Annotated in this window: 14 protein-coding genes; 11 read left to right on the top strand and 3 right to left on the bottom strand. The window is 75.6% G+C overall.

The window, feature by feature from the left end; all coding sequences use genetic code 11:
- Positions 1-83 precede the first annotated feature (83 nt).
- Positions 84-758, bottom strand: a complete 675-nt coding sequence (locus QFZ64_RS18495; RefSeq protein WP_307067135.1) for a class I SAM-dependent methyltransferase — start codon at positions 756-758, stop codon at positions 84-86.
- Entirely contained in the window at positions 724-3,960 is a 3,237-nt protein-coding gene (locus QFZ64_RS18490; RefSeq protein WP_307067133.1) for a LuxR family transcriptional regulator, read from the bottom strand. The genes QFZ64_RS18495 and QFZ64_RS18490 overlap by 35 nt, the downstream gene beginning before the upstream one ends.
- A 325-nt stretch (positions 3,961-4,285) precedes the next feature.
- Between QFZ64_RS18490 and QFZ64_RS18485 the strand changes: the two genes are divergently transcribed.
- From QFZ64_RS18485 to QFZ64_RS18455, 7 genes are all read left to right on the top strand, one after another.
- Positions 4,286-4,948 carry a response regulator transcription factor gene (locus QFZ64_RS18485; protein WP_307067131.1) on the top strand — a complete coding sequence of 221 codons (663 nt, stop codon included), beginning with the start codon at positions 4,286-4,288 and terminating at the stop codon, positions 4,946-4,948.
- 182 nt (positions 4,949-5,130) lie between these two features.
- The gene (locus QFZ64_RS18480) at positions 5,131-5,808 is read left to right on the top strand and encodes a DUF4255 domain-containing protein (protein ID WP_307067129.1); all 678 of its coding nucleotides are present in this window, start codon (positions 5,131-5,133) and stop codon (positions 5,806-5,808) included.
- A complete protein-coding gene (locus tag QFZ64_RS18475) occupies positions 5,805-7,919 on the top strand; it encodes an ATP-binding protein (RefSeq protein ID WP_307067127.1) in 2,115 nt (704 codons plus the stop codon). The genes QFZ64_RS18480 and QFZ64_RS18475 overlap by 4 nt, the downstream gene beginning before the upstream one ends.
- A gap of 418 nt (positions 7,920-8,337) precedes the next feature.
- A complete protein-coding gene (locus QFZ64_RS18470) occupies positions 8,338-9,939 on the top strand; it encodes a phage tail sheath subtilisin-like domain-containing protein (protein ID WP_307067125.1) in 1,602 nt (533 codons plus the stop codon).
- Positions 9,940-10,017: 78 nt separating this feature from the next.
- Entirely contained in the window at positions 10,018-10,461 is a 444-nt protein-coding gene (locus QFZ64_RS18465; RefSeq protein ID WP_307067123.1) for a phage tail protein, read from the top strand.
- Positions 10,458-10,988: a hypothetical protein gene (locus tag QFZ64_RS18460; RefSeq protein ID WP_373430627.1), complete on the top strand. Its 531-nt coding sequence runs from the start codon at positions 10,458-10,460 to the stop codon at positions 10,986-10,988. Before QFZ64_RS18465 ends, QFZ64_RS18460 begins: the two co-directional genes overlap by 4 nt.
- A complete protein-coding gene (locus QFZ64_RS18455) occupies positions 10,985-11,152 on the top strand; it encodes a DUF6760 family protein (protein ID WP_307067118.1) in 168 nt (55 codons plus the stop codon). Before QFZ64_RS18460 ends, QFZ64_RS18455 begins: the two co-directional genes overlap by 4 nt.
- A 600-nt stretch (positions 11,153-11,752) precedes the next feature.
- On the opposite strand, the gene QFZ64_RS18450 is transcribed toward QFZ64_RS18455, so the two are convergent.
- Positions 11,753-12,703 carry a hypothetical protein gene (locus QFZ64_RS18450; protein ID WP_307067116.1) on the bottom strand — a complete coding sequence of 317 codons (951 nt, stop codon included), beginning with the start codon at positions 12,701-12,703 and terminating at the stop codon, positions 11,753-11,755.
- A 1,696-nt stretch (positions 12,704-14,399) separates the two neighbouring features.
- On the opposite strand from QFZ64_RS18450, the gene QFZ64_RS18445 reads away from it, so the two are divergent.
- The 4 genes from QFZ64_RS18445 (at position 14,400) to QFZ64_RS18430 (ending at position 17,959) form a co-directional block, all read left to right on the top strand.
- Positions 14,400-14,735, top strand: a complete 336-nt coding sequence (locus QFZ64_RS18445) for a hypothetical protein (protein WP_307067115.1) — start codon at positions 14,400-14,402, stop codon at positions 14,733-14,735.
- 85 nt (positions 14,736-14,820) lie between these two features.
- Entirely contained in the window at positions 14,821-15,252 is a 432-nt protein-coding gene (locus QFZ64_RS18440) for a phage tail protein (protein WP_307067113.1), read from the top strand.
- Positions 15,253-15,302: 50 nt separating this feature from the next.
- Complete coding sequence (locus tag QFZ64_RS18435; RefSeq protein WP_307067110.1) at positions 15,303-16,055, top strand: LysM peptidoglycan-binding domain-containing protein; 753 nt, start codon at positions 15,303-15,305, stop codon at positions 16,053-16,055.
- Complete coding sequence (locus tag QFZ64_RS18430) at positions 16,055-17,959, top strand: VgrG-related protein (protein ID WP_307067108.1); 1,905 nt, start codon at positions 16,055-16,057, stop codon at positions 17,957-17,959. Before QFZ64_RS18435 ends, QFZ64_RS18430 begins: the two co-directional genes overlap by 1 nt.
- Positions 17,960-17,963 lie beyond the last annotated feature (4 nt).

Genomic DNA, 17,963 nt, shown 5'->3' with positions numbered 1-17,963 from the left:
GGGACGTGGGGGAGTGGGGAAGTTGGAAGGCGACCATGACGGTGAACCCGTTGCGCGACTCCTGTGACCCAAGGGCCGTGAGGTCAGGCCGCCGGTGCCCGCTGGGCCGGCGGTGCCTTCCGCGCCAGCAGGTGAACGCTGCGGAACTGGCGGCGGTCCGTGGGGAGGGGCTCCTGGACCGTTCGGGAGCGTTCGGTCAGGCCGTGGGCGCGCAGGAGGGCGGAGAGGTGGTCGGGGCACCAGCGGTGGGCCGGGGCGACCGCGTGGTCGAAGGCCCGGGTCGGGACGGACGGGTCCTCGGTCGCCCAGAACGAGAGCATGAGGTGGCCGCCGGGGGCCAGTACGCGGGCGAACTCCGCGAGCAGGGCGGGGAGTTCCGGCGGCGGGGTGTGGATGACCGACCAGCGGGAGAGGATGCCGCCCAGCGTGCCGCCGGGGAGGTCGAGCGCTGCCATCGAGCCCACGTCGAAGCGCAGGTCCGGGTGGGCGCGGCGGGCCAGTTCGATCATCGCGGGGGAGGCGTCGACGCCGGACGCCCGCAGTCCCAGGTCCCGTAGATGCGCGGTGACGTAGCCGGGGCCGCAGCCGAGGTCCGCGACGGGGCCGTCGCCGTCCGCACGGACGGTCTCGGCGAAGGCGGCGAGCAGCGCGCGTTCCAGCGGCTGCTCGCGCAGTGACGCGCGGAACATGTCGGCGTAGGTGCCGGCCACCGCGTCGTAGGCGTCACGGGTGGCGGTCAGGGTGTCGGGTGCGGCCATCCTCGTGAGAGTAGTCCCGGTCGGGGCGGCGGGACGCGCAAGCGCCGAGAACGGTCCGGAGCTGGCCCCTGCGGCGGATGCCGAGTTTGCGGTACGTGCTGGTCAGGTGCGTCTCCACGGTGCGGCGGGCGACATGGAGGAGGCCCGCTATCTCGACGTTGGTGTGCCCCTCCGCCGCCAGTTCCGCGATGCGGCGCTCGCTGCCGGTGAGCGCCCCGTAGCCCGTGCGGACGGCGGCCGGTCTGCGGGCGCCGCCCTCACGCAGGGCCGCCCCCGCCGCGTCCGCCAGCCGCGTCGCGCCCCGCCGTACGGCACGGTCCGCCGCCTCGCGCAGGGTCTCGCGGGCATGGGAACGCTCCCCCGCCGCGAGGAGCAGCCGCCCCCGCGCGAGCAGCGCGGCGGTCAGCTCGTCGCCGTCGCCGGCGCCGCCGGGGGCCGTGCGCAGCAGCCGTACGGCCTCCTCGGCGAGGTCCAGGCCGTGCCGGCCGCCGGTCGCGGTGGCCAGTACCCGCAGGGCGCGGCCCACGGTGCGGGGGGTGTTCCACACCCGGGCCAGGCGCAGCTCGTCCTCGGCCAGCACCAGTGCCGCCCGCCGCTCGCCCACCGCGAGTTTGCACTCGGCGAGGCCGGTCCGCCACGGGGTGAGCACCGGGTTGACCTCCTCACGGGCCGACTGGCTCCGCCCGCACTCCAGGAAGTCGTGCGCGGCGCCCACCGGATTGCCGACGGCGGCCCGCAGTACGCCGCGTGCGTACAGGAAGCGGTTGCGCTCCGGGGAGTCCGGGGTGCGGCCGAGGTCCAACGCGGCCGCGAATCGCTCGGCCTCCGCGAGACGGCCGGCCCCGACGAGGGCGAGCACCGTGCGCGCGTCGGCGGTGCGGGGCGCGCGGGCCGGGCCGGCGGCCGGCGCGGAGGGGTTGTCGGGCACCGCGGGGCCGTGGGGCCCGGCGTACTCCGTTACCGCACGCGCGGGGTCGTGGGGCCGCGCGTATTCCGTTCCGGCCCGCGCGTGCTCCGGCGGCAGGTGCTCCGCCGGTCCGTACGCCCCGTCCCCGTGGTCCCCGTACCCGTGCCCCGAGGGGCGGCGCCGCTCGTCCCCGTCCCCGTGTTCCGCGGGCCCGGTCCGCGCCGGGGGGTGTCCGGCCAGGAGGTACCGGGGCAGGACGTGCGTGCCGCGGGCCGCCGCGATGTCGGCGCGCACGTCCCGCACGATCTCGCACACCGGGTGCAGCTCGTGCGGGTGCTGGCCGGCCAGCGCGCGGTCCGCGAGCTGTTCGGCCGAGTCGAAGTCGTCGGCCCACTGGGTGATCTCCGCGGCCGTGCCGAACAGGAACGGTTCGGTCACCGGGTCGGCCGGTTCCAGGAGCAGCGCCCTCAACTGTTCCACCGCCTCCTGCGCCGAGACCAGCCCGGCCGCCGCCGCGTGCCGCACCAGCAGGGCACGGCCGGCCGCGCCGACCAGCTCCGGGGTGTTCCGCACCTGTTCGGACAGCCGGGCGTACGCCTGCCGGCGCAGCACCTGGTCCCGGTCGGACAGCAGTACGGTGGCGGCCCGCACGGCGCCCATCAGGTCGGGGCGGTCGCACAGACCGCCGTCGTCGAGGCCGCGCAGCGCCTCCACGGCGGCCGGGGCGTGGTGGAACCGGGCCAGCGCGGTACCGAGGGCGACGGCCGCGCGCACCCGGTCCGCCGGCTCGCCGGGCAGCCGCACGGCCTCGGTGAGCCGCGTGACGCCGGTGGAACGGCCCGCGCCGGCCCCGGTACCGGCCCCTGTGCCGGTCCGGTCCGGGCACTGGGTGCGGGACAGGGCGGCGGAGCACTCCAGGGAGCCCAGTTCGGTGAGGACCCGCTGCCGCTGCGGATCGGACAGCGGCTCCCGCAGGAGTCGGCGCAGATAGGCCACGGCGGTCTCGACGTGCCCGTCGCGGGCGGCGTCGCGCGCCGCGTCCCGCAGGACGTTCACGGCCCAGTCCCGGTTCGCCGTGCCGGCCCGCAGCAGTTGCCGGGCGACGGCCGCGTTGTCGTCGCCGCGCCGCCACATGGCGTCGGCGGCCGCGAGGTGCGCGGTCCGGCGCCGCGCGGCGGGCCAGCCCTCGAGCACCGCGTCCCGCAGCAGCCGGTGCGCCCAGCGCGGGCGGCCCCACGCGTCGGGGCGGAGCAGCCCGAGCCCGGTCATGGCGGTGAGCCAGCCGACGGTCCGGGCGGCGTCGGCGCCGGTCATCTCCGCGAGGAGCTCGGCCATGCGCCGGGTGACGGCGGGGTCGACGGGTACGCCGGGGCGGGCCGAGCCGTGCGGGGAGGCGGGCGCGGGCGGACGGCCGACGCCGTACGCCCCGGTGCCGTACGCCCCGCTGCCGTCCGCCCCGCTGTCGTCCTCCAGCACCGCGAGTGCCCGGGCGACCTCGGTCGTGCGCACTCCGGCGCACTCCAGCCACCAGGACACCGCGGCCTGGTAGGCCCCCGGGTAGAGCATCGCCGAGGAGTCCGGCACGGTGTCGGCCCCGCTGCCGCTGAGATCCGCCGACAGGGCGTGCAGCAGCAGCGGGTGGCCGGCCGAGGCACGGACGCAGGCCTCCGCGCGGGAGCAGGACACGTTCCCGGCGAGCGCACGCGCCAGGAGCGCCGTGGAACGGCCGGACAGCGGGGCGAGGGTGTGGATGCGGACCAGGTCGGGCGGGAGGGTGTGGGCCAGTCCGGGGGTGGGCGGAGTGATGTCGTACTGGCTGCGCTCGGTCACCAGCAGCAGGACGGGCAGCCGGTCGATGCGCCGGGCGGCCTCCACCAGCCAGCGCCGGGAGGCGGCATCGGCCAGGTGCACGTCGTCCACGGCGATGAGCAGAGGGCGGTCCTCGGCGAACTCCCGCAGGCGGTGCAGCAGTCGGGTGGTCACGACGCGTTCGTCGCCGCCCCGGAAGATCGCGTACTGGCCGGGTTCGAGGCAGCCGGGGACGTCGGGGACGGGGCTCAGCAGGCGCATCAGGGAGGCGAAGTACTGGGCGTCGTCGGAGCGGGCGCAGCGGGCGACCATGACGCGCATGCCGTGCGCGTCGGCGTCCCGGACGGCGGCCTCCAGCACGGCGGTGCGGCCGGTGCCGGTGGCGCCGCGCAGCAGGACGAGGCGGCCGTTGCCGGCCCGGGCCCGGGCCGCCTCCGCCGCGATCAGCTCTGTCACGTCCGTGCGTTCGGTCAACTGTCCGGGCATGTACGCCTCCTCTCCCACGTGTTACACGTGCACCACCGGGTGAATCTCCCCGCAGAGGAAGACGTGCGGGGTCGGGTCATGGTGCCCGGACGTGCCGTACGTCACGCCCGTGAGGAACCCGCTTCCCTGCCCCGGCGGCCAGGGGGAACGGCGCCGCGCGGACCCGGGCGGAGACGGGCGGCGGCCCCGCCGGGGCAGCGTGACTGCGCGTCCGTTCTCGTGGTGTGCCTCGTGGTGCTCCACGATTGCCCCCGCGACCCCCTGCGGCAAGGCTGGACAAGGTCCGCCGAGGAATGGGCGGACCACAAGGCAAGGGGAGCCAGGGATGCGCAGCACGTTCAGTACCACGGAGGCCGACCGGCCGGACCCCGCACACCGGGTGCCCGTCGTCGTGTACGCCCCCGACCCCATCTCCCGGGAGGGCGTGCTCAGTCAGCTCCGCCGCCACCCCGAGCTCGAACTGCGCCCGGAGAGCGGCCCGGGGACCGTCGCCCTGCTGGTCGGCGACACCCTCGACGAGTCCGGCCTGACCCGGTTGCGCCGCGTCGTGCGCGGCGAGGGTGCCCGCGCGGTCCTCGTGGTCGGCGAGATCCGCGAGGCGGAGCTGCTGGACGTGATCGAGTGCGGGGTCGGCGCCATCGTCTGGCGGCACGAGGCGACCGCGCACCGGCTGGTGCAGGCGGTGCTCTCCGCCGCCCGCGGCGACGGCGACCTGCCCGCCGACCTGCTCGGCCGGCTCATCGACCAGGTGGGCACCCTGCACCGGGGCACGGCCGGCCACTCCGCCGCCCCCGCCGTCGGCCTCGTGCCGCGCGAGGTGGACGTGCTGCGGCTGGTCGCCGACGGCCTGGACACCGCGGAGATCGCCGGCAAGCTGTCGTACTCCGAACGCACCATCAAGAACGTGATGCATGGTCTGACCACCCGTCTGCATCTGCGCAACCGCGCGCACGCCGTGGCGTACGCCCTGCGCGAGGGCTACATCTGACGGTTCCCCGGGAGTGAGGGGCGGGGAGCCGAGGCGGGGAGGCGGAACGGGCAGGTCCGCTGCCCCCCGGGACACCTCCCTCTGCCCGTGTCCCGTCCCCGTGGGCGCGGCGGCCGCGGGGGCGGGCGGGCACGATGGGAGAGACCGGCAACGGCGATTCGTACGGCGGTGGGAGCGCGACAGTGATCCACGAGGTGGACGAGGTCCTCAAGGACCTCCTCAGCGGCGGCGCGCTCGCGGGATCCGGCGTCGACATCACGCTGGACGCCCCGACCCGCGACTGGGCCGCCCGCCGCAACGCGCCCACCGTCAACGCCTACCTCTACGACATCCGCGAGGACGTCTCCCGGCGGCACCGCGGACACATCGCCGTCCGTGACGAGCGGAACGTCGTCATCAAGCGCCGGCAGCCGCCGCGCTGGTTCCGGCTGTCGTACCTGGTGACGGCGTGGACCCGACGGCCGCAGGACGAACACCGGCTGCTCTCCGCCGTACTGGCCACCCTGCTGCCCCGCGAGCTGCTGCCCCCGTCCGACCTCCCGGACGCGCTGCGCGAACTGGGGCTGTCGGTGCCGGTGACGGTGGCCGGCGTGCAGAGCGAGTCGCGCTCCCTGGCGGAGATCTGGTCAGCGCTCGGCGGCGAACTCAAGCCGTCCGTGGACCTGGTGATCACCGCGCCGTTCCCGGCGGTGCCGGAGTACGACGCCGGGCCGCCGGTCACCGAGGGCGCGGCCGTCCGCGTGCGCGACACCTCGGGGGAGCCCGGCCCGGAGACGGCACGGACGTCCGGCCCGCCGGCGGAGGAGCGGGCCCACCGCCCGCACCACATCGCGGCGGCACGCGCCGAGCGGATGCGATGACCACGCACACCCACGGTCCCGCGGACCCGGAAGTCCTCGCCGAGCCCGCCGACGCGCTCCTCGTACGGCTCGCGCGGCTGCGGGAGCGGGTCGCCCTGCTCGTCGACCGGCGGTCGGCCGGCGACCCCACGGCCGACGACCCGCTGCGCGGGCTGTACCTCTCGGAGGAGGCCGTCCGCCGGTACCTGGCACACCCCGCGGAGCCCGTGGGCGGCGACGTGCACCCCGGGCGCCCGTACGACGACGCCCCGCCGCTCCCCGCCGACCCGGACGCCGGTCGGGGGGCCGTTCGGGGCGCCGGTCCGGCCGGGCTGCTGGGGCTCGGGGAACTGGACACCGCGATCCTGCTCCTCGCCCTCGCGCCCGACGTGGACCGCTCCTTCGAGCCGCTCTACGGCTATCTCAACGACGACGTCGGCCGCCGCCGCGCCACGGTGGGCCTCGCGCTCGACCTGTGCGGAATGCCGGCGCACCGGGCGGCCGCGAGGGCCCGGTTCCACGCCTCGGCACCGCTGACCGCGCGCGGGCTGCTGGTGGTGGAGGAACCCGAGCGGCCTTTCCTGACCCGGTCGCTGCGCGTGCCCGACCGGGTCGTCGCCCACCTGCTCGGCGACGACACCCCCGACCCGGCGCTCACCCCGCACCTGCGCCCGTTGCCGCACGACGCCCACGATCACCGTGACCCCCATGACCCCGGCGAGGACGCGGAGTTCGCGTCCTTCACCGGCCGGCTGGCCGCCCATCTGGCGACGCCCGGTTCGGACGCCGTCTACCTGCGCGAGCAACGGGAGGGCGAGGGAACGGCGTGCGCGGCCGCCGCCCTGCGCGCGGCCGGGTTCGACGCCCTGTGCTTCGGCGGACCGGACGACCACGTCGCCGCGCTGGTGCGCGAGGCCCGGCTGAGCGGCCGCGCACTGCTCGTCGCGCCACTGCCCGCCGACCCCGGCCCGCTGCTGCGGGAACTGACCGCCGCCCGGGACGTCCCGGTGCTGCTGGCCGACCCCCGCCCGTACGACCCGCACTGGTGCCCTCGTGACCCCCTGGTCCTCCAGGCCCCCGGCCGCAGCACCGGCACGCTCCCCGCCTGGGCGGCGGCACTGACCGCCCCGTCCGACGGCTCCACCGATCCCTCTCCCGACGGCCCCGGCTTCGACCTCGCCGCCACCGTCGCCCCCTACCGTCTCGGCGGGGAGCGGCTCGTGCGGGCCGCGCGGACCGCCCGTGGCCTGGCCGCGTTCGACGGTGTGCCGCTGGCCCCCCGGCATGTGCGGCTGGCCGCCCGCCGGCAGTCCGCGTCCGGGCTGGAGAAGCACGCCCGGCGGATCCGCCCCGACGTCGGCTGGGACGACCTCGTCCTGCCCGCCGCCCCCCTCGCCCAGCTCCACGAGCTCGCCCTGCGCGCCCGGCACCGGGACCGGGTGCTCGGCGACTGGCGGCTCAGCGCCGGCGGCGGCCGGGGCCGTGGGGTGCTCGGGCTGTTCGCGGGCGAGTCCGGCACCGGCAAGACATTGTCCGCCGAGGTCGTCGCCGCCGAACTCGGCCTCGACCTCTACGTGGTCCAGCTCTCCTCCGTCGTCGACAAGTACGTCGGCGAGACCGAGAAGAACCTGGAGCGGATCTTCACCGAGGCCGACCGCACCGACGCGGTCCTCCTCTTCGACGAGGCCGACGCCGTCTTCGGCAAGCGCTCCGAGGTCAAGGACTCCCACGACCGGTACGCCAACATGGAGAGCGCCTACCTGCTCCAGCGGCTGGAGTCGTTCAGCGGGATCGCGGTGCTCACCACCAACCTGCGTGCCAACATCGACGAGGCGTTCACCCGCAGGCTCGACCTGGTCGTCGACTTCCCCTTCCCCGACGCCGGGCAGCGGCTGGCGCTGTGGCGGCACGGGCTCGAGCGGGTGCCGGTGGCCGACGGGACGCTCGCGGAACTCGACGCGCTGGCGGGGGAGTTCGACCTGGCCGGCGGGTCGATCCGCAGCGCGGTGGTGACGGCGGCCTACCTCGCCGCCGGACGGGACGGGGTGGTCACGGCGGCGGACCTGCTGGAGGGAGCGCGGCGCGAGTACCGCAAGGCGGGGCGGCTGGTGCCGGGCGAGGGCTCCTGGTGACGCCCCCGGGCCCGGCCCGGTTCGGTCCCGCGCGCAGTGGATGATCGGCCACGCGTCGGGGCCGCCCTTCGGGAACGTCACCTCCGGGGTCCGCGGCCGGTGGTCGCCGCCGGCGTCTTCACGGGTGTGCTCGCGCACCGGGCCGTCCGGTCCTCGCAGGGACCCCATGACTGCCCCCGTGGACCTTCAGCAGCGTCCGGGACCACCGGTACAAGAGCGGACGGCGGACAGTTCGGGACCCGCCTCGTACGGTCGCGTGCCCCGTGCCCGTGCCCGTGCCCGTGCCGCGGGCGGCGGAAAGTGCGCACTCGCGGGCACACCCGGTGCCCCCACCTCTGCACCGCGGGGCGTACCGCGGCGGCGCTTCGCGCGCGACGGTTGAAGGCACTCTGACTCGTACCCCCAAGGAGCACGGAACATGCCGTCCTATCTGTCGCCCGGCGTCTACGTCGAGGAGGTGGCCAGCGGTTCGCGCCCGATCGAGGGGGTGGGCACCTCGGTGGCGGCCTTCGTGGGGCTCGCTCCGACCGGCCCGCTCAACGAACCGACGCTGGTGACCAACTGGACGCAGTACGTCGCGGCGTTCGGTGACTTCACCGACGGGTACTACCTGGCGCACTCCGTCTACGGCTTCTTCAACAACGGCGGTTCGGCCGCCTATGTCGTACGGGTCGGCGGGTCCGCCGGGGACGCCACGACGGCCGGCGGGTCCTCCCCCGCCGCCGTGTCCGGCTCCGCGGCCCCCGCCGCGCTGCCGCCCGCCGAGCCGCGGCAGCTCGGCACGTTCAGCGTGAGCGCCCTCGCGCCCGGCCGGAACGGGTCGCTGAGCGTCGAGGTCGCCGACCCGGAGGGCGAGGGCCCCGCCGAGCGGTTCAAGCTGATCGTCAAGGACGGCGGCAAGCCCGTCGAGACCTTCGACGTGAGCGCGAAGAAGGGCGGCCGCACCTACGTCGTCACGCAGGTCAAGGAGCGGTCCAAGCTCATCGCCGTGACCGAGGCGGCCCCCGCCGCGCAGCTCGTCCGGCCCGAGAACCAGACCGTGGACCTGCCCGCCGCGCCCGCCGCCGCACCGGCCGTCCCCGACGCCGCGGACCCCGCCGGTCAGGCGCATCCCGGCCCCGCCCAGTACCTCGGCGACTCCGCCGACCGCACCGGCTTCGGCGGCCTGGAGGCCGTCGACGAGATCTCCATGGTCGCGGTGCCCGACCTGATGGCCGCCTACCAGCGCGGCGCGATCGACCTGGAGGCCGTCAAGGCGGTCCAGCTCGGTCTGATCGCCCACTGCGAGCTGATGGGTGACCGCGTCGCGGTCATCGATCCGCCGCCCGGCCTCAACGCCCGTCAGATCCGCGTCTGGCGGCAGGAGACCGCCGGCTACGACTCCAAGTACGCGGCCCTGTACTACCCGTGGATCAAGGTCTTCGACCCGGCCGGCGGCCAGTCCCGGATCATCCCGCCGAGCGGCCACGTCGCCGGTGTGTGGGCCCGCAACGACTCCGAGCGCGGAGTGCACAAGGCGCCCGCCAACGAGGTCGTCCGCGGCGCGGTGGACCTGGAGCTGCAGATCACCCGCGGCGAACAGGACCTGCTCAACCCGATCGGCGTCAACTGCATCCGCGCCTTCCCCGGCCGCGGCATCCGCATCTGGGGCGCCCGCACCCTCTCCTCCGACCCGGCCTGGCGCTACCTCAACGTCCGCCGGTACTTCAACTACCTGGAGGAGTCCATCCTGCTGGGCACCCAGTGGGTGGTGTTCGAGCCGAACGACCACGCGCTGTGGGCCCGTATCCGGCGCAACGTCTCGGCGTTCCTCGTCAACGAGTGGCGCTCCGGCGCCCTCTTCGGCGCGCGGGCCGAGGACGCGTTCTACGTCAAGTGCGACGAGGAGACCAACCCGCCGGAGTCGGTCGACGTCGGCCGGGTCATCTGCGAGATCGGCATCGCGCCGGTCAAGCCCGCCGAGTTCGTGGTCTTCCGGCTGGCCCAGTTCTCCAGCGGCAGCGGCGAGCTGGAGGAGTAGAGGAGCAGACGCTCCCCGCTCCGGTAGTCCGCTGTCCCGTTCCGTCAACTCTCCCAGAAGGCACAGAAGGCACGCGCAATGGATGCTTCCCAGGGTGACGCCCTCACCTCACACAATTTCGGCCTGCAGATCGACGGTGTGATGGTCGAGTACCTCGCCAAGGTCGAGGGTCTCACCATCGAACAGGACGTCATCGAGTACCAGCAGGTCTCCGCGCAGGGCAAGCCGGTCACCAAGAAGATGCCCGGCGTGAAGAAGGCGGGCACCTGCACGGTCGTGCGCGGCCGGACGCAGTCGGCGGCGTTCAACCAGTGGATCACCGAGTCGGTCAACGGCAACATGGCCATGGCCCGCAAGAACGCCTCGATCATCTACATGAACTACATGAACGAACCGGTCGTCCGGTACAACATGCGCAACGCCTGGTGCAACAAGATCGACATCAGCGGCGTGACGGCGGGCGAGGCGTCCACCCTGACCGAGACGGTGACCATCACCTTCGAGGAACTGGTCGTCGAGTGAGGCGAACGGTGGGACGCGGGTCCGCGGACACCACTGTCGCGGACACCGTCACGGCGGCGGACACCGGTCCGGCCGGGGACGCGGCCGGAGGGCCGGCCGAGTCCCCGGCCGGGGGTGCCGTCCCGCCGCCGGCCGCCGGGGCGGAACCGCCCGGGGTGCTGCGCACGGAGTTCCCCTTCCAGCTGCCGCGCGGATACGTCGACGAGCAGGGCACCGTGCACCGCGACGGGGTGATGCGGCTGTCGACCGCGCGCGACGAACTGGTCCCGCTGCGGGACCTCCGGGTGCAGGAGAACCCCGCCTATCTGTCGGTGGTGCTGCTGGGCCGGGTCATCACCCGGCTGGGCACGCTCACCTCGGTGCACGACGGGGTCGTGGAGAACATGTTCGCCTCCGACCTCGCCTTCCTCCAGGACTTCTACCGGCGGATCAACGCCGAGGGCCACACCCGGGCGGCGGTCCGCTGCCCGCACTGCTCGGAACCCTTCGAGGTGGAGCTCGGCGGGAGCCGCCTGGGGGAATCGTGACGTACGCGACCGACCGGCTGTACGAGGAGATCGCGTACGTCGCCTATCACTTCCACTGGAGCCACGAGGAGATCCTCGACCTGGAACACCGGGACCGGCGCGCCTACGCCGACCGGATCGCGTCCCTGGTGACGAGGGCGCGAACTGCCGGGGCGGAGGCCTGAGATGGGGTTCCTGGACCGGGTGAGGCGCACGCGGACCGCGCGGGACGCGCGGGAGACGGCGGCGGGAGGGGTGTCGGGCGGAGTGTCCGGCGGGCCGGAGACGTCACGGCCGGCGTCGACGCCGGCCGGTGCTTCCGCTTCGGCCGACGGGTCCGCGTCGGCGGGTGCGTCCGGACCGGCCGTACGTGCCGAGTGGTCGGCGCTGCCGCCGCTCCTTCCCGCGACGGCGGCACGGACCACCACGGTCGCGGACTCCCGCTTCGGGGGCCGGCTGCCGACCTGGCAGAACCCGTCCTTCTCGGCGACCGCGTCGCCCGCCGTCCTGGACGGACGGGCGGCCGACCGGATGACCAGCGGACTGGCGGCGTCCGCGCGCCCGGCCGCGGCCCCGACCCCGGGCTCCGGCGAACTGCCGGTGACCCGTCCGGTGGCGTACACGGGCGGGCCCCCGGTGCAGCGTTCGGCCGAGCCCCCGCACCTGCCTCCTCCGCATCCGCCCACGCCGGCGCCGGCGCCCATGTCTGCGCCCGTGCCCGTGCCTGCGCCCACACCTGCGCCTGCGCCCGTATCTGCGCCTGCGCCCGTGCCTGTGCCCGGGTCTCAGCCTGCGGCGGCTGCCGCGGGTACGGCGGCGGGCGGGGCGGCGCCGCCGGTCGGCCGGTCGGCGCCCCGGACGGTTCCCGCACCACCGGAACCGTCCGGTCCCCGCTCCCTGACCAGGTCCGCGACCGTGCCGACCGCCGTGCAGCGCAGGGCACTTCCGGCGGTACGGCCGCCCGTGGGCGCGACACCGGCCCCGGCGCCCACCGGTCGTACGGCGGCGGAGCACGGCGCGGGCGCGCCCCGTGACGTGGCGGCCGTGGAGTCCGCGGAACCCGCGCCGGTCACCGCCCGCCCGCTGCCCGAGGCGAGGGGTGGGGAGAGGAACGGGGAGAGGAGGAGTGAGGGCAGAAGTGCGGTGAGGAGCGCGGTGACGGATGTGCAGCGTGCGGTGAAGCCCTCCGTGGACGCCCCGACGGACGCCCCGACGGATGCCGCGCCGAAGCCCGTGGCCGGCCCGGGCGGCACGGCGACCCACCCGCCGAGGGGCGCGACCCACCCGGGAGGCGCGACCCACCCGGTGGGCGGGCCCGCCCCTGTCCCCGCCACGGCCGACGGCCCTGTGCCCGGCGGGCGGCGCGCCGACACCGTCCCGTCCGCCGCCCCCGGCCGGACGCCCTCCCCGACGACACCCGCTGCCGCCCCCCGCCCCGCGACCCCGCGCCCTCCGCGAAGCGCGACGGTGCCGAGGGGCACGGGCGACCCGGCCACGGGCGGGCCCACGTCCTCCACGCGCAGCACGCCCGCCGAGGCCTCGGGGCCCGCCGTGCAGCGGGCGAAGACCGACGCCGGGAGCCCGGCCGCGGGCACTCCCGTGAAGCCTCCCCGCAGGGTGCGGCCGGGACTCGGCGCGCCCCTCGCCCGTACCCCGGAGACGAACCCCTCCGCGCCGGCCCCCCGCCCCGGCGCGGCACCCGCCGTCCAGCGGGCGGCCGGGCGTGCCGGCCTCACGGCACCCGTGGACCGGCGTACGGACGACGGTTCCGCCGCCGTGCCCGCGCCCCGGACCGCGCACCCCCGCCCGCGCGAAGCCACCATGCGCGACGGCGGACGTACGACCACGACCGCCGGTACGGACAGTGCGGCACCCGCCGTCCAGCGGGCGGCGCCGGCCCGGCCCGGTGCGCCCGCACCCGCACCCGCACCCGCACCCGCACCCGCACCCGCACCCGCACCCGCACCCGACAACCCGCGCATCCCCGGTTCCGGTTCCGGTTCCGGCCTCGAAACCCGGCCCACGGTCACCGGCCCCGTAAGGACGGCCGCTCCCGAGGGCGGACGGGCCATCACCCGTCCCGTTCAGCGAACGGAACTGCCCCCGCGGGCCGACGCGTCCGTGCACGTCACCGGTCCCACGGCCGCCGGCCCGGACGGCGGCGGAAGCGGCGCCGCCCCCGTGGCACGACGGACGGCGACCCCCGCCGCCGGTCCCGGTGCGGCCGCACCCGCGAGCCGTCCTGCGACCGCCGGTCCGGTCGGCCCCGTACCGGTGACCCGGCCCACGGCCCCCGTCCCCGGTGCGGACCCCACGCCCCGCACCGGCCCGGCCACCGCCGCTTCCACCGACACGCCCCCCACCGTCCAGCGAGCAACGGTCGCTCGACCCGGTACGACGACACCCGCGAGTTCCCGTACGACCGGTGACACCCGTGCCTCCGCTCCCACGCCCCCCGGCCCCGGTGAGGCCCCCGCCCCCCACGCCGGACGGGCCCCCGTCGTCCGGCGAGCCGCCGAGGTCGCCCGACCCGGCACCGGCACGACGACACCCGCGAGCCGCCCCACCACCGCCGACCGCCCCGGGAACCCGGTCCCCACGACCCCCGTCCCCGATGAGCCCCCCGTCGTGCAGCGGGCGCCCACGGTCACCCGTCCCGGCGGCACCTTCGCACCGGAGAACAGCCGGACGACGTATGGTCCCCCGACCACCCGTCCCCACGCCGGCACGCCCCCCACCCGCCCCACGTCCGGCAGTGACGGGATCCCCGCACCCACACCCACACCCACATCCACACCCGCGTCCACACCCGCGTCCATCGCCTCCGACGGCGGTCGGGGCGGTGTGCTGCCGGTGGTGCGGCGCACGGCCGTGCCCCACCCCGGTGGCGCGCCCGCGCTCCCCGTGCTCGGCGCGGTCACGGTTCCCGTGGTGCAACGTGCGGCAACCACCCGTACCGAAACGCCGGTGTCCGTGCCCGTGGTTCACCGGGCGGAGGGCGGTTCCCCCGCCCCCGCGATCCGGCCGACCGCGCTCCCCGGGGCCGCCACGCCCGGGGCACGGCCGCCGGGCCTGCCCGGGTTCGTCGCACCTGACAACGACGGGCCCGGGCACGGCGGCCCCGCAGGCGGCGGATCCGCGGTACCGCCTCCGGTCGTCCGGCCCGAGGTTCGGCCGTCCGCGCCCGCGGGCCCGGCGTCCGCCCCGCCCGTCGTGCAGCGGATGACGGCCCCGTCGCCGGACACCGTCCGCCGGGCCGGCGCCGATGCGCCTCGCGCCGCCGTTCCGGTGCGGCGTGCCGCGGCCGTCGCCGGCCCGCCGGCGGGTCCGTCCGCGGGTCCGTCCGCGGGTCCGTCCGCGGGTCCGTCCGCGGGTCCGTCCGCGGGTCCGTCCGCGGGTCCGTCCGCGGGTCCGTCCGCGGGCACCCTGCCCGTGGCCACCCGCACCCCCACCACCACCCCCCGCCCCGGCCTCGGCGCCCCCGTACAACGCGCCACCCCGCACAGCGCGCCCCAGGCCCCCGCAGTCGCACCCGCACCCGCGCCCAAGCCGGCGCCCGCACCTCCACCCACCCCCCGAGTCCAGCGACGTGCCGCAGTCCACGCCGTCCCCGACGAGCAGGCGACACCCGCCGACCACCGGGAGCTGACCGACTCCGAGCTGGACGAGCTGACCCACCGGCTGATCGGCCGCGTCACCCGGCTCCTGCGCACCGAACTCCGCATGGACCGTGAGCGCGTCGGAAGACTCCGCGACCCACGCTCCTGACGCCCCGGCGCGCCCCGCACCGAACCCGCGCCCCTCGCCCCGCCCCACAGACCAGCCCCCCGCTCGCCCCAGAAAGGCCCCCGCGATGTCCGAAGAGACCGACCCGGGCTCCACGATCTACTTCACCCTCACCATCGACGGCGAGGAGCTCGGGACCTTCAACGGGTGCGAGGGGCTGTCGTCGACCGTGGAGATCGAGCAGCGGCAGGAGGGCGGCAACAACGGGTTCGTCTGGCAGCTCCCGACCCGTGTCACGTTCTCCCACATCCGGCTGACCCGGCCCCTCACGGCGGAGACGGCCAAGGTCGCCGCCTGGATCTCCTCCGTCACCACCGGCATCAGCCGGCCCACCGCCCAGATCGCGGCCCTGCGCGCCAACGGCTCCGAGGTGGCCCGCTGGGGGCTGATCGACGTGCTGCCGGTGAGCTGGCAGGGCCCCCGGCTCGACCCCTCCGGCCCCTCCGTCGCCACGGAGGTCCTGGAGATCGCCCACCACGGCTTCACCGACACGGACTGAGCGACACGGACCGATCGGCGCGGCGCACGGAACGGAGCGGAGGAACACCCATGGCCAAGGGCCACAACGTCATGAACAGCATCGAGGCACTCGCGGTGAGCGCCGGCATCAGCCTGGCGCGCGCGAGTCTCGCGATCCACGAGCCGCCGATCGGCTACAGCACCACCCCGGGCATGCTGATGAAGACCCTCGAGTTCGACTTCAACCCGGCCGAGATCCGGCTCGCCCGCCGCGCCCAGTGGAAGGCCGCCCCGGCCCAGGCCGTCCGTGACGGCGCACTGCCGGAGTTCATGGGGCCGGAACCGCGCGAGATGAGCATGGAGGTGTTCCTCGACGAGTCCGACGAGCCGGACGACGACGACGTGCTGAAGAAGGCCAGGACGCTGCTGTCCTGCTGCGAGGTGACCTCCCGGAGTCTCGTCGCCAAGCAGCCGTCGCCGCCGTGGGTGGTGTTCCAGTGGGGGGCGTTCTCCACGGCCCGGTTCACCGCGTACGTCAGCTCGGTGGACGTGAACTACACGCTGTTCGGGACGACGGGCGTGCCGATCCGGGCCGCCTGCCAACTGAGCCTGCACGAGATCCCGAACACCACCCAGGGGCAGAACCCGACGTCCGGGGCGCTCACCGCGCAGCGCGTGCACCGGGTCGTCGCCGGGGACTCGCTGCAGTCGCTGGCCTGGCGGGAGTACGGCGACGCCGCCGCCTGGCGGGCCGTCGCGGAGGCCAACGGCATCGACGACCCCACCCGGCTGTCCAACGGCACGGAACTGGTGCTGCCGGCCGCCGAGGAGGTGCGGCGCTGATGGTGCGGGCCGCCTTCTCCAGTGTTCTCGGCGTCACCCTCGACGGCAGGCCGCTGTCGTCGAGGTACGCGCCCCTGCTGGTCGGGGGCTGGATCGACCAGGGCGTCGGCGTTCCCGCCGCGTTCCGGCTGACCTTCCGCGATCCGCGCCACCTGCTGCTGCGCGACCTCGGGGTGGACTTCGGCACGGAGGTGGTGCTGACCCCGATCGCCGACGGCGAGGGGGTGGGCGACCCGCTGCTGACCGGCGAGGTCACCGGCATGGAGACCGACTACGACGGAGTCGGCACCTTCACCGTCATCCGCGGCTACGACCCCGGGCACCGGCTGATGCGCAGCCGCCGCGTGGCCGCGTACCGCAACCAGAGCGCCGCCGACATCGCCCGCCGGCTGGCCGCGCGGGACGGTGTGGCTCTCGGCCGGATCCAGCCGACGAGGACGGTGTACGACTTCATCAGCCAGTCCAACGTCAGCGACTGGGACTTCCTGTCCCGGCTGGCGGACGAGAACGAGATGGTCATGTCGCTGGACGCGCGGGGGAGGTTCCGCTTCGAGCGGCCCGACCCGGCCGCCGGCGCCCCGCCCGTCTCGACGCCCGGCTCGAAGAGCTCGTCCGTGCTCCAGGGCGGTGTGGACATCCTGAGCTGCCGGGCCGCCGTCACCGCCGCGGACCAGGTCGCCACGGTGGAGTCGCGCGGCTGGGACGTGATGACGAAGAAGGAGGTCGTCGGCACCTCCCCCGCGCGCACCAACCCCGGCATCCGCATCGGTACGACACCCGGCGAGGCGGCCACCGCGTTCCGGGGCGGCAAGCTGGTCGAGACCGACCGGCCGCACGACCGCCAGTCCGAGGTCCGTAACGCCGCCGCCGCCCTCGCCGACGACGTCACCGCCGCGTTCGCCGAACTGGAGCTGACCGTGCACGGCAACCCCGAGCTGCGGCCCGGGATGCCGGTCACGCTGACCGACGTCGGCGAGCCCTTCGAGGGCAAGTACACCGTCACGTCCGTACGGCACGTGTTCGGCGACGGACAGCCCTACCGCACCTCGGTCACCGTCAGCGGCCGGCAGTGGCGCTCGCTGTACGGGCTCGCCTCGGGCGGCGCCACGACGGCCGCGCCCCGGCTGCCCGGCGTGGCCAACGCGCTGGTCACCGACGTCGACGACCCGCTGAAGCAGGGGCGGGTGCGGCTGCGGTTCCCGTGGCTGGACGACACCTACGTCAGCGACTGGACGCGGACCGTGCAGCTCGGCGGCCTCGACGGCGGCGGGATCTTCCCGCTGGACGTCAACGACGAGGTGCTGGTCGCCTTCGACCGGGGCGCCCTGGACCACCCGTTCGTCATCGGCGGCCTCTACAACGGCCGGGACACTCCCACCCGGGTCGCCGACGTGCCGCTGCACGACACCGTGCGCAAGAAGGCGAGCCGGCACACGGTCTCCGACCGGGACGGCAACCGCGTGGACCTGCTCAGCCAGAAGACCGGCGGCCGGAAGCAGGGCGTGCGGCTGACCAGCGGCGACGACCGGCTGACGATCACCCTGGACCGTACCCGGACCGAGATCGTCGTCGACAGCGACGGCGACGTCACCATCAGGGGCGGCCGGTCGGTGTCGGTGGAGGCGGGCACCGACCTCACGCTCAGCGCCCGCCGCAATCTGACGATCAAGAGCGGCGGCACGCTCAGCGTCGAGGGCGGCGGCCTGGTCAACGTCCAATCGCTCGGGGGCGCGGTGAACGTGGACGCGCTGGGCGCGCTCAGCCTCAAGGCGCTCGGCGCCACGACGCTCAGCTCCGGCGGCACCGTGCAGGTCAACGCCGTCGCCAACGTCGGCATCCGCGCCGCCACGCTCATGCTGCAGGGCGTGGTGTTGGTCAACAACAAGCCGTATCCGATCCCGTGATGTC

It is taken from the genome of Streptomyces sp. B3I8 (assembly GCF_030816915.1).
Classification (GTDB): domain Bacteria; phylum Actinomycetota; class Actinomycetes; order Streptomycetales; family Streptomycetaceae; genus Streptomyces.
This window is presented reverse-complemented; position numbering and strand designations above follow the sequence as displayed.